This window comes from Orenia metallireducens, assembly GCF_001693735.1.
GTDB classification, from domain to species: domain Bacteria; phylum Bacillota; class Halanaerobiia; order Halobacteroidales; family Halobacteroidaceae; genus Orenia; species Orenia metallireducens.
The window spans coordinates 652682-667246 of record NZ_LWDV01000008.1 but is presented as its reverse complement, the minus strand read 5'-3'; the positions used below and the strand labels follow the sequence as shown (position 1 = coordinate 667246).

Genomic DNA, 14565 nt, shown 5'->3' with positions numbered 1-14565 from the left:
ATATCCTTTCCAAAAATAAGATAATAGCTAGTACTAGCTATTATCTTTCTCATCTTCTATTAATTTCAGAAAAACATCAACTAATTCAGGATCAAAGAACTTTCCAGATTTATCTTTTATCACTTGTATAGCCTTAATCTTAGACATAGGACCTTGGTAGCCTTTACTATTATCAATTGAATTATAGGGTCGATTAAGTAATGCGTCATAAGCATCGACTATATGTACAACCCTAGATAAAAAGGGGATATCCTCTCCTGCTAATTCTTCTGGATAACCTGTTCCATCCCAATTCTCATGATGATAAAGAATATCATTGGCGATACTTCTTAAATCCTGAAAACTCTTAGCTATATTATATCCATGCTCTGGATGTTTTTTAAACTCTTCCCATTCTTTCTCAGTTAAAAATTTATCTTTATTAAGTACCTCTTTTCTGATTGGTAATTTACCAATATCATGATATTTAGCCAGTTTAACCAATTTATCTATATCCCTCTCTGACAAATCCAACCTATACCCCATCTTTCTACTCATGCTAATCATTCTAGAGGTATGACCTACAGTTTCATAACTATTATTTTCTAGCTTTTCAGTTAGTGATTTTAGTAGTGCACTATTGCTACTACTCTTATTTTCTGCTTTGTCTTCATACATTCTATTCTCTGCTCTTTTATATACCTCTTTTATATCTTCCTTATTCCTTATCTTAGTTGCACACCCTAAAGCAATCTGAGGAATAATTGGATCAAAATCAGAAGATTCACAACCTTCTTTAATCCGTTTGATTATATTTTGAGCAACCTCTTCACTAGTTTCTGTCAAAATAATCCCAAACTCATCACCACCCCATCGAGCAATAATATCTTCCTTACGACTAGCATTTCTTAAGATACTAGCTATCTCTTTTAATAGTTTATCTCCAGCTTCATGACCAAAGACATCATTAGTCAATTTCAATCCATTGGCATCTCCCACAATTATGCTTAAAGGCAATTTTCGTTCTACATCTAGCCTTTTTAATTCTTCTTCATAGAACTTCCTATTATAAAGTCCAGTTAAACTATCATGATAACTAATATATTTAATCTTCTCTTCAGCTTTCTTACGTTCGGTAATATCTATTAATGAGACTATGCTCTTCTCACTATCAGGTATTAGCTTAGCTTGAATAATCACAGTCTTCTTCTCTCCAAAATTATCTATAATATCAAGCTCATATCTCTCAGAAATATTATCTTCATCACTCTTGCGTTGACAGTGATAATTTAAAATCTTACTTAAAGATTCATGATCCATAATTAATTCTAACAGTTTCATCTTACCCTCAATCTCTTCTTTAGAATAACCCAAAACCTCTTCCATCTTATCATTTACCAAAGAGAACGTTGTATCCTTCTCTAGTATACAACTAGCAGTACCTGTTGCTTGGAATAAGGTTCTATATTTATTTCTACTCTCTTTAAGCTCCTCTTCTGCTACTTGACGCCTAAGTATATTTATCAAAAGAAGACAGATAATTATAGTCAGAAAGATTATAAAGGCTAAAGTAGCTAAGACCTTACCTCTATTCTCATTATAAAATGAACGGGGTCTGTTAACAATAATACTTTCTTTAGGCAATTTATCAAAGGGTATATTAAATCTCTTTAACTCATGGTAATCAAACATGAATTTATTAGGACTCTCCTCAATAACTGGTTCTTCCCCCTTTAATATGCTCAATGCTATCTGAGAAACAATTCTTCCCTGCTGGTAGCCACTACTAATCTTACCACCTAATACCCCATTTCCAGGAAATACATCCCAAAAGCTATAAATTGGTCTATTAGTATATTTAGAAATCAGTTTTGTGGCTTCTGTCAAGGAGATTAAATTCCCTGAATCATATTTTATACTGGCAAGCCAGACTATAATACTATTTTTATCTAACTTCCTTGCTATCTCCTTTACTTCAGTGAGATAAGATAATTTATAAGTGATTAGACTGATAGGCTCAGGAATATCATTCATAGCAACTTTTAACATCTGTAAGTTTGTTAGACCAGTAGTAGTTCCATCAGTAATTGCTACTACTTTGTCAATGTTAGGATGTAGATTCAAAGCAACCTTAATTGTACTTTTCATGTCCAGTTTTTCTTCTATACCACTGAAGTTCTCCTTACTCTCAAAGGAATACTTGTCCAAATCACTTATTCCACAGAATACCACTGATGTATTAGAAAAGAGATCATCTCGATATTCTAACAAAAATTTCAAGGCATCATCATCAGATGAAATAATCAAATCAAATTTAGCATCCTTAAATTTATGTTTAAAGAGTCTATACAGATTATTTATATGCTCTTTATCAATTATTCGCTTAGTATCCAAGTATTCAGTATGTAAATTTATATTTTCAGAGTTAGCACCTAAGATACTTCTGATACCTCTGTCAATATTTGCTGTCCAACCAAATTCAGGATAATAGGAATGAATAATCAATATATTCTTCTTATCTTCATTAGCTTGAGAGCTTGTCAGATTAAATACTAAAATTAATAATATCAATATAGTAATTAAAACAAATTTATCTTTATATAAGTTCATTACCATGATAAACCTACTACACCTCCTATTACTTCATCTAATCTATAATAAAAACTTCAACTTTTATCGATAAATTCCTCTAAAAGATTAGAATAACTGTGTCTCTGTTCTTCTACTTTTTAAATAAAAGTTTATAAAGGACTCTCAATAAGCCTTTTTTTCTTATCCCAAAGACTCTGCTAAGAAGGTATAGTCTAATAACCTTTAAGGTTGAGAATATTCATAATTATCTCCATAAAAAAAGACCAGCATTAAGCTGGTCTTTTACAACTAAATAATTTATTCAGCATCTTCAGTTGTAGCAGCAACTTCTGCTTCAACTTCAGTAACCTCTTCAATAGCCTCTTCTTCAACTTTCTTACCATTAAAAGCATTGATATATAACTCTTTAATTTCACTAATTAATGGATATCTTGGATTTGCTCCTGTACACTGATCATCAAAGGCTAACTCTGACATCTCATCTAATTGTGCATAGAAGTTAATTTCACTAACTCCTGCTTCTTCAATTGTATTTGGAATATCAACCTCTGCTTTAAGCTCATTAATAGCTTCAATTAATAATTGTACTTTTTCTTCCTCAGTATTTCCACCTAATCCTAAGTGATCAGCAATCTTAGCATAATTGCTCTTAGCTAATGGGTACTTGTATTGTGGGAATGCAGTCTGCTTAACTGGTACATCACTAGCATTATATTCAATTACTTCATTAATTAATAATGCATTTGCTAAACCATGTGGAATATGGAAAGTAGAACCCAATTTATGTGCCATAGAATGGCAGATTCCTAAGAATGCATTAGCAAAAGCCATACCTGCAGTTGTTGCTGCATAATGCATCTTCTCTTTAGCTTTTCTATCCTCTGCTCCACCTCTATAAGATCTAGGTAGATATTTGAATACCAATCTGATAGCTTCTAAAGCCAAACCTTTAGTATATTCATTAGAGAATACAGATACATAAGCTTCAATCGCATGTACTAAAGCATCGATACCAGAGTAAGCTGTTAATCTAGCTGGCATAGATAATACTAAATCTGGATCAACGATTGCCATATCTGGAGTCAATTCGTAATCAGCAATTGGGTATTTAATACCTGTATTCTGATCAGTAACAACAGCAAATGGTGTTACCTCTGAACCAGTTCCTGAAGTTGTAGGAACAGCTACAAAGTAAGCTTTACTTCCTAATTCAGGGAACTTGTAGATTCTCTTTCTAATATCCATGAAAGTCATAGATAACTCTTTAAATTCTGCTTCTGGATGCTCATACATTAACCACATGATCTTAGCAGCATCCATTGGAGAACCTCCACCAAGAGCGATAATTACATCTGGTTGGAAAGAGTCCATTAATTTAACTGCTTTTTCAACTGTAGCTAAAGTTGGGTCTGGTTCTACATCAGAGAATATTCTATAATCTACACCAACTGTGTCCAATACATTAGTAATTCTCTCTGTGTAGCCAAGATCATATAATGGCTTATCAGTTACGATAAATGCTCTCTTCTTACCTTCCAACTCTTGTAATGCGATTGGTAATGCACCATACTTGAAGTAAATCTTTTCTGGTACTCTAAACCATAACATGTTCTCTTTTCTCTCTGCAATTGTTTTTACATTCATAAGATGTTTAACCCCCACATTTTCACTTACTGAGTTACCTCCCCAAGATCCGCAACCAAGAGTTAGAGAAGGGCTCAATTTGAAGTTATAGATATCACCAATAGCACCTTGAGAAGTAGGCATATTTACTAAGATTCTTCCTGTCTTCATCTTAGAACCAAAGTAATCTTTTCTATCATTATTGATTTGGTCTGTATAAAGAACTGATGTATGTCCGATACCACCAAATCTAACTAATTCCACTGCATTATCAACAGCTTCTTTAAAATCTTTAACTTTATACATAGCTAATGTTGGTGACAACTTCTCATAAGAGAAAGGCTCTTCTTCTCCAACCTTATCTACTTCTGCAATTAATACTTTAGTCTCTTTAGGAACAGTTACACCTGCTAACTCAGCAATCTTATAAGCTGGTTGACCAACGATTTGAGCATTAACATGTCCGTCAACAATGATTACCTCTGCTACCTTCTTTCTTTCAGCTGGAGATAATATATGTGCACCACGGTCGATAAATTCTTGTCTTACTTCATCATAAACATCAGCTACAACACTTACTGATTGTTCAGAAGCACAGATAACACCATTATCAAAAGTCTTACTCATTAAGATTGAGCTAACTGCCATCTTAATATGAGCTGTTTCATCAATAATTGCTGGAGTATTTCCTGCACCTACTCCAACTGCTGGCTTACCTGAAGAATAAGCCGCCTTAACCATTCCTGGTCCTCCAGTAGCTAAAATCATACTGATATCATCATGTTTCATTAACATTTGAGACAATTCAATTGATGGTTCATCAATCCATCCAATAATATGCTCTGGAGCTCCTGCTTTAACTGCAGCATCTAAAACAGTCTTAGCTGCTTCAATTGTACAATTTTTAGCTCTTGGATGTGGTGAAAAGATTATTGCATTTCTAGTTTTTAAAGAGATTAAAGACTTAAAGATTGTAGTAGAAGTAGGGTTTGTTGTTGGTACAATCCCTGCTAAGATACCGATTGGTTCTGCTATCTTCTTTGTTCCATAAGCAGCATCCTCTTCAAGGATTCCACAAGTCTTTTCATCTCTATACTTATTGTAGATGAATTCTGATGAAAAATGATTCTTAATTACTTTATCTTCAACTATTCCCATCCCAGTATCTGCAACAGCCATCTTAGCTAATTCAATTCTCTTATCATTAGCTGCGATAGCTGCTCTTCTAAAGATTTCATCAACTTGTTCTTGCGAATATGTAGCGTACTCTGCTTGAGCTTCTTTTACCTTCTGAATCAATGCTTCAAATTCTTTGGCATTAGTAACTTTCATAATTCCCATTTTACAGTCCCCCTTTTTTTCAAAGAAAACACAACACCCGTAAAAACATTAATACTTCCTTGTGAACTTATACACAAACTTTCTTATAGCATTATGTCCTCTCCTCGACTTGATAAAATAATATCAAATATAACTATACTTTTCAACTTTAATATTTAAAGTTAAATAGGGATAAAAGTTCAAATAGTATAATTAACTACCTAATAATCAATATAACTAACATTAACTACCTTATAATATAATTATAACTTTAATTCACCTTAGCTTTACTATATCTAGCGTTATCCATTAATAAAAAAACACTAGATGTAGTATATATTATTTTTTTAAAAAATAACAAAAAATAATTTGTTAAAAAATAATCAAGATAAAAGAGCAGTTAATTAACTGCTCTTTTATCTTGATTATTTTACCCTAAATCTTCTATCTATATTAAATATTAACCAAAATTAGTCAACTCCCTCCATCTTCTACAAGCTACAAAATGTTCAGCTTCTACCTCCATAAGCTCTGTCTCATCATTTTCCCAACACTCTGGTTTAGCAGATATACAACGTGGATGAAAACGACATCCTTGAGGTAGATTAGCAGCAGATGTAATTTCACCTTTTATCGGTACTTCTTTAACTTTATTTACTCTTCCAGGTATAGGCTCACATACTGCTGAGATTAATGCCTTAGTATAAGGGTGAATTGTATTATCAATAATATCATCAGCTTTACCCATCTCTATAATCCTTCCTAAATACATAACAGCAATTCTATCAGTAAAATAACGAGCCGTTGACAAGTCATGAGTAATATAAAAATAAGTAAGGTCTAAATCTTGCTGTACTTCTTTCATCATCTGTAAGATTTCTGCTCTAGTAGACACATCAATCATCGAAACTGGCTCATCAGCTATAATAAAATCAGGCGATAAAATTAGTGTTCTAGCAGTAGCTGCCCTTTGTCTTTGCCCTCCACTAAGCATATGTGAATATCTCTCCATAAAATCCTTGGCAGGTGTCAACTTTACCTCTTCTAAAGCTTCAATGGCCAATTCTTCCCTTTCTTTTCTACTCTCCCCTAAATTATGAATAACCAATGGTTCTGTTAGTACATCTCTAATTTTAAAGCGAGGATTGAGTGACGCATATGGATCTTGAAAGATCATCTGTACCTTTTCTTTATATTTCTTAATTTTTTCTTTTTCAAGATAAGTGACATCTTCTCCTCTAAATATAATTTTACCATCTGTAGGCTCAATAAGTTTCATCAGTAATTTACCTGTTGTACTCTTTCCACAACCTGATTCACCAACTACTCCTAAAGTTTCTCCTTTATATATATCAAAAGAAATATCATCTACTGCATGCACAGGTCCTTTATTTGTATAATAATATAACTTTAAATTCTTTACTTCTAATACTTTATCCATAATCTATCTACCTCTTTTTCAATTTTGGATTTAATATAGTATCCATAGTAAAACCTAAAAATGCAAAAGTCATACCCATCATTGCAATAAATATTCCTGGTGGAATAACCCACCACCATAAACCTTGTAAAACAGCACCACTACTCATAGCACCATGTAAAATTTGTCCCCAAGTTACAATCGTAGCATCACCAAGCCCAATCAAGCTGATAGTCGCTTCATAAATAATAGCACTAGGTACCATTAATGCCATAGAAGCAAAAGAATAAGGTACAACTTGTGATATCATATGTTTGAAGATAATTCTTGAATCTGATGCATCAAGAGCATAAGCTGCTTCTATATAAGTCTCTTCTTTAATCTGTAATGCTATACTCCTTACTGTCCTTACTGAACCTACCCAAAAAAATAGGCTCATCATTATCATTAAAATCCAGATACTTGGTTTAAAGATAGCACTCATAACTATTAATACTGGAAGAAGTGGAATACTTGTAAAGATTTCAAAAATCCTCATTATTAAAGCATCAACCCAACCACCAAAATAAGCACTGGTTACACCATAAATAACTCCAATAGTTACAGATATACAAGATGTTAATAATCCAAGTAACATTGCCCATTTAACCCCAGCTATAATACCACTCCAAATATCTCGCTTAGAGTTATCAGTTCCTAAAAGACCAAAAACTCTTCCCGCAATAGTTAAGGAGGGATTCTCTAAAATAGAATCTTTGCCCATAACAATGGCAGATATCTTAATCTTATAAGTCCCCTTTAATGGAGTTGGTTGAACATACATACCTTCTTGAACTTGAGAAAAGAAAATATTCATAGGCCTAATAGTATCCCTAGATAAACTTTGTATATTTTCTGCTGTATCATACTTCTTAATAAAGTCATATGCCGTAGAACTCCCCTTATTATTTAAAGATACTACTACCTCTTTTTCATTAGAATTATTAATGGAGATTCTAGATAGTTGTACTTTATTGCCATCTGGTCTTTCTAGTTCGATACTCATCATAATATTCCCCTTAGCTAATGCCTTAAAGATTAAATCCTTTGGTGGAAGTTCATCTTCATAATTATAATCAAAAATTAAATTCATTATCTTCATCTTAGAGCGATCTTTCTCAAGTACTTTAGGGCTATCTAAAATCTTATGTTCTGCCCTATCTTGAGAAGTAAACCAATTTACCCAAATCGGTTCGGCACCTTTAGGATTGTTCTGCCAATAAGTTACATCTCTCCACCTACTATCTGCTTCTGGAAAGGGGATAATTAATGATTCACACAAAATAAGCAAAATAAATAATCCAAAAAAAACCACTCCAATAATACCATATTTCTCTTGCTTAAATTTATGCCAAAATTCTAAAAAAGACTCTTTTATATCTCTCCATCTCATTTCTTATCACCTACCTTAATTCTTGGATCTAAGAAACCATATATAAGATCTAAAAAGACTAGTCCACCTAAATAAAGTGCAGTGGTCACCGATAAAAGTCCTAATAAAACTGGAATATCATTCTGTTGGACAGAGATCCAGTATAAATTTCCCATTCCTGGCCAACTAAATATTCCTTCATAAACAAGACTTCCACTAACAGACATAAGTAATGACATTACTCCCATAGTAACAATAGGAGGCGCTGCTGAACGCAAAGCATGCCCATATAATACCTTGCTTTCTGGAAGTCCCCTTGCCCTTGCAGACATTATATAATCCTCCTGTAATGTACCTAATACTATATTACGTGTTAAATAGGCTCTCCCCCAGAACCCAATTATAATTAATGTAATTACTGGAAGAGCTAAATGGTAAAGTATATCCAAATAATAAGCAAACCCTTCAGGTGGAGGTACAGAATGTAGTCCCCCAGATGGAAATATAGGTATAATATATACAAAAACCATGATCATAATCATGGCTAACCACCAAGATGGCATTCCATAAACAATCATTGTTATAATGGAAGTACTTTGATCAAGAAGCTTATTTGGTTTCTGTGCCTTCTTAATTCCTAATAGTATTCCAATTAAGATATCTAAAGCTATTGCTGTTGTAAATAAAATCAACGTATTTGGTATAACTTCAGCTATAATCTTTTTAACATCTCTTGAACCTTCCAAAGAAGTTATAATTGTGGAATCACCCCAATTTAAAGTAATGATATCGACTCCCCTCCAAAAAATACGACTTAAAATAGGGTCATCTAAATGATATCTCAAACGAAGTGACTTAACTCTTTCTACTTTATATACTTCAATCTCTTTGGCAGTCATATTACTTCTAGCTATAATCTCTCCTCTAACCTGTTCAGTTATCTGTGCTTCCAGTGTTCTTTCCATCACTGTATTAAACAAGGCAGAATAAATAAAGATAATTATTATAAAGGTAAGAAGCATATGAATAATTCGTTTTAGAGCATATTTTCCATACATTAAATTAACCACCTCTATCCCTTCAATCAAAAATTATATCGAATAAATTTATTAATTATTATCAATATCATCAATTTATATTAAGACTTCTACCACCTTCTTTTTGGGTAGAAGTCCATCATTTTTAATAAATAATGATTGTTGCTGTTTTTGAAGTAGGATCAGCATCCCCTACAGATCCAAGAGCAAGAATAGTATAAGTTCCTGCTTCAAGGTCTTTGGTTGCTTTTCCAGGAATTTTACCTTTAAATACTCCAGACTCTATCAATTTTGCCTTAAATTCAACTTCCTTATTCCCTGCAATAAGAAGCAGTTTAACCTTTCCACTTTTAGCTGGTTTATTTATATATACAGAAATTATTAAAGCCCAAATTATATTTAAATATAATTTGGGCTTTAATAATTTAATTGATATTAGATATTAGTAAATATTGAATAAAGCAATACAAATAAATTTAATTTTTAATTTTACTCTCTAACCTAAACCTCCACTAATAATTACTTTTAGTTTCCTTTATAAGCTTCGATATAAAGCTCTTTAATCTCATCAATTAATGGGTATCTAGGATTAGCTCCTGTACATTGATCATCAAAAGCAAGCTCTGCCATCTTGTCTAATTTTTTATAGAAATTAACCTCAGTTACACCTGCTTCTTCAATAGTCATTGGCATATCAATCTCTCTTCTGAGTTTATTAATTTCTTCAATTAATAAATCAACTTTTTCATCATCGGTATTTCCACCAAGTTGTAAATGTTCTGCAATTTTAGCATATCTACGTTTAGACAATGGATATTTATATTGTGGAAATGCTGTCTGCTTGATTGGTACATCAGTAGCATTATATTTAATAACCTGAGTAATTAGTAACCCATTAGCTAGACCATGGGGCAAATCAAAGGCAGATCCCAATTTATGGGCCATAGCATGACCAATTCCTAAGAAAGCATTAGCAAAGGCCATCCCTGCAGTAGTAGCTGCATAATGCATCTTCTCTTTAGCTTTTCTATCCTCTGCTCCATTTTTATAAGATCTAGGTAAATATTTAAATACCAATCTGATAGCTTCTAAAGCTAGTCCTTTAGTATACTCATTAGATAATACAGATACATATGCTTCTATAGCATGAACTAATGCATCAAAACCAGAGTATGCTGTTAACTTTGGTGGCATAGATAAGACTAAATCGGGATCTACAATTGCCATATCAGGTGTCAACTCATAATCAGCAATTGGATATTTGATTCCTGTCTTATTATCGGTCACTACAGCAAAAGGAGTTACTTCAGAACCTGTTCCAGAAGTTGTAGGAATAGCTACAAAGTAAGCCTTCTTTCCTAACTCAGGGAATTGATAGATTCTCTTTCTAATATCCATAAAGGTCATTGATAGCTCTTTAAATTCTGCTTCTGGGTGCTCATACTTTAACCACATAATCTTAGCAGCATCCATTGGCGAACCTCCACCAAGGGCAATTATAATATCAGGTTCAAAGCTTCTCATCTCCTTAACAGCTTTTTCTACTGTGGAAATTGAAGGGTCTGGCTCAACATCGGAGAAGATTTTATGATCTATTCCCATTTCATCTAATTCATTAGTAATCTTATCGGTATATCCTAAATCATACAGTGGTTTATCGGTAACTATAAAGGCCCTCTTTCTGTTCTCTAATTCACTCATTGCTGTAGGTAAAGAACCATATTTGAAATAAATCTTCTCTGGAACTCTAAACCATAACATATTCTCTTTTCTTTCAGCAATTGCTTTAATGTTTAACAAATGTCTAACCCCCACATTCTCACTTACTGCATTACCTCCCCAAGAACCACAGCCTAAAGTCAAAGAAGGATCTAACTTAAAGTTATAAATATCCCCTATTGCTCCTTGAGAAGCTGGCATATTAATCAAACATCTTCCTGTCTTCATCTTTGAACCAAAATAATCTATTCTTCCTTTATTAATTAGTTCAGTAAAAAGTACCGAAGTATGTCCAATACCACCAAAACGGACTAACTCAACAGCAATATCAACAGCATCAGCAAACTTCTCAGCTTTATACATAGCTAAGGTTGGAGATAATTTCTCATATGAGAAAGGCTCTGCTTCTCCAATAGCTTCAACCTCTGCAATCAGGACTTTAGTACTTTCAGGAACTTCTAAACCTGCTAACTCTGCTATCTTGTAAGCTGGCTGCCCAACAATTTGAGGGTTGACATGGCCATCGACTATAATTACATCTCCTACCTGCTGTTTTTCTTCTGGAGAGAGTATATATGCTCCTCTTTCTTGAAATTCCTTTTTAACTTCTTCATATACTTCCTCTACAACTACCATTGATTGCTCAGAAGCACAGATAACACCATTATCAAAGGTCTTACTCATTAAGATAGAACTAACTGCCATTTTAAGATGGGCTGTTTCATCAATAATAACAGGGGTATTTCCTGATCCTACTCCAATGGCTGGCTTACCTGAAGAATAAGCTGCTTTAACCATTCCTGGTCCACCAGTAGCTAAAATCATACTAGTATATTTATGGCGCATTAAAAATTGTGACAGATCAATTGATGGTTCATCAATCCATCCAATAATCCCCTCTGGTGCTCCTGCCTTAACAGCTGCCTCCAAAACAATTTTGGCTGCCTCTATAGTACACCTCTTAGCTCCAGGATGGGGCGAGAAGATAATAGCATTTCTTGTCTTTAAAGAAATTAATGATTTAAAGATAGTTGTTGATGTTGGATTGGTTACTGGCACAATTCCTGCTAATACTCCTACTGGCTCTGCTATCTTCTTCAACCCAAAGGAAGTATCATGCTCAATAACTCCACAAGTCCTCTCATCCTTATATTTATTATAAATAAACTCAGCTGAAAAATGATTCTTAATTACCTTATCTTCTACAATTCCCATTCCAGTATCTTCAACAGCTAATTTAGCCAAGGTAATTCGATTATCATTAGCTGCAATAGCTGCTCTTCTAAAAATTTCATCTACCTGTTCTTGAGAATATGTAGCATACTCCCTTTGGGCAGACTTGACTCTCTCTATTAATTCTTCTAATTCTTCTTGGTTAGTAACCCTCATTATTTCCATCATTCTACCTCCCATCAAAATAAAAGTTAAATGATTACTATAAATGAATTTAAGAAAATATTAATAATCATCATCTCTATATTTTACAAAAGGGGTAGAATTCATACATAAAAATAACTTTTATTTAAGCAAAGAGCTAATCAGGATAAGAAAGGTAAAACCAAAAATAAATATAACTACTTTTATAATCCTATTTAACTCTTCTATAGTCATCCAACTTTAAAGTCAAATTTAAATATAAGATACTAGGCCGATATTAAAATAGTTTTTTGTTTATTCCCCCCTTACTCTTAAGAGAGGGGAGAATTTCACTTTAGACTTGGACATCTATATAGATTTGTGAATCTAAAATGAATTTTATCCAATATAGTATCTAGAACATATAACTTTTGTCTATAACTTAATATAATTATAAAACTTTTATAGAAATATTAATACTGGAAAATTTCAGTCTAAGTTCACGAGACTATATTAAAATTATACTTTTAGAAATTAATTGTATTAGATAATTTTTATTCTCTTCTTTTACCTGTGTCAATCTGTGGCTGAATATTTTTTACTATTATAACTCATCCTCAATAAAAAAATTTACTCGATAATAAAAAATAAGAGGATTTTATACCTCTTATCTTCTTAAAATTTTTATATTTATTCAGGTTATAAATTCAATAACTATAAAGGTTTCTTAAAGTAATAAAAAAGCCCCAATACAATTAAAAGAAATATATTTAACCAGATGAATAGATTGATTATTAATTTATTTGTAACAACTATAGGCTTATTCTTAAATAGAAGATCTCCTTCTTTAAATCTCTCTACTTCCTCCTCTTTAGCTATCCTCTCTCTTATCTCTCTTTCTAATTCTATTCTCAATTCCTGCTCTAGTCTTTCAATTAACTCTTCTTCTAACTCTTCTCTTATCTCAGCTTTCAATTCAACTCGTAGCCTTTGCTCTATTTCATTTCTAAGCTCATTTTCAACCTCTTCTCTAATTCTTTTCTTTATTAACTCATAATCTTTCTCTATATTTTCTATCTCTTCCTCTTTAGGTGGAATAGCCAACTTTAACTCATCCTCTGCCTCTATAAGTAATTGACTATATATATTGGAAGAAAATTTAATAATAATATCATAAGTCTTAATAGAATCATTAAAAAGAATATAATCAATAACTCCTTTAATATGCCTCTTATTAGCATCTACAATAAAATTAAAGATTATATCTCTATATTCATTATAACTATCTTCTCTAGCTTTAACTAAGATTTCATCATTCTTCTCAAATTGACTAATCTTCTTACCATCAATAGGGGCTATAATAGGGGTTACATCTAATTCAATGATTTCTTCCTCGATATTGTCTAATTCATCATCCTCATTAATGATCAAGTTGGGATGGCTATACTTTATCTCTTCTTTAGTTTGAAACTCTCCATGTATACTTAAATCTACTGCTTCTCTTATAAAGTCTTCTAATTTTAACCTTAAAATATTCTTAATCTGCTCTAAATCCCCTTGAACTAATAAATCAACAAATAAAAAGGTCTCGTTTTTAGTTATGTTATTTAATAGATAAATCCTTAATCTTCTTCCTGCTAACTTCTCTTTATCAGATATCTTTGAAAAGATTCTATCAAAAGCCTTACTACTTGGTTCAACATATACTACTTCATCCTTGTTGCTAAAAGCAACATCTAAATTAATCAACTCTCCATTATCTCTATTAATAGTAGCTCTAAACAATCCATAGGTCTTATTGCGACCACCATAAGTTAACTTTCCATGAATAACTATATACTTCTTCTCTTCTAAAGTAGGCACTTGATTAAAATTATCATCATCTAAATTATTTTGGACATTCATCTCCAATTCTTCTTGATCCATAGTCTCCCTCACCCCTAACCCTTTTAAAAATAACTATTATTTATATTCTTCAACCAATGCTCTTTTTCATTTTTTTTAATTAAATTTTATTAGAAACATACACATATTTTTATGATTATTCAATTTTAAAGTAAATTTCTACCGGTATCTGGAATTAGATCCTATATCTGCAAGGCCCATAA

Annotated in this window: 7 protein-coding genes; all 7 read right to left on the bottom strand. The window is 32.4% G+C overall.

Annotated features, from left to right (window positions below):
* Nucleotides 1-33: 33 nt before the first annotated feature.
* Nucleotides 34-2595: a diguanylate cyclase domain-containing protein gene (locus tag U472_RS07910; protein WP_068717187.1), complete on the bottom strand. Its 2562-nt coding sequence runs from the start codon at nt 2593-2595 to the stop codon at nt 34-36.
* 273 nt (nt 2596-2868) lie between these two features.
* Nucleotides 2869-5526, bottom strand: a complete 2658-nt coding sequence (adhE, locus tag U472_RS07905; RefSeq protein ID WP_176714131.1) for a bifunctional acetaldehyde-CoA/alcohol dehydrogenase — start codon at nt 5524-5526, stop codon at nt 2869-2871.
* Nucleotides 5527-5974: 448 nt separating this feature from the next.
* Complete coding sequence (locus tag U472_RS07900) at nt 5975-6958, bottom strand: ABC transporter ATP-binding protein (RefSeq protein ID WP_068717185.1); 984 nt, start codon at nt 6956-6958, stop codon at nt 5975-5977.
* Nucleotides 6959-6962: 4 nt separating this feature from the next.
* Nucleotides 6963-8366 (bottom strand): ABC transporter permease, encoded by a 1404-nt coding sequence (locus U472_RS07895; protein WP_068717183.1) that lies wholly within the window; start codon nt 8364-8366, stop codon nt 6963-6965.
* Nucleotides 8363-9403, bottom strand: coding sequence for an ABC transporter permease (locus tag U472_RS07890; protein ID WP_068717181.1), 1041 nt, complete (start codon nt 9401-9403; stop codon nt 8363-8365). Before U472_RS07890 ends, U472_RS07895 begins: the two co-directional genes overlap by 4 nt.
* A 504-nt stretch (nt 9404-9907) precedes the next feature.
* Nucleotides 9908-12490, bottom strand: coding sequence for a bifunctional acetaldehyde-CoA/alcohol dehydrogenase (gene adhE / locus U472_RS07885; RefSeq protein ID WP_342672726.1), 2583 nt, complete (start codon nt 12488-12490; stop codon nt 9908-9910).
* A gap of 681 nt (nt 12491-13171) precedes the next feature.
* Nucleotides 13172-14383 carry a hypothetical protein gene (locus tag U472_RS07880; RefSeq protein ID WP_068717177.1) on the bottom strand — a complete coding sequence of 404 codons (1212 nt, stop codon included), beginning with the start codon at nt 14381-14383 and terminating at the stop codon, nt 13172-13174.
* Between the last annotated feature and the right edge of the window lie 182 nt (nt 14384-14565).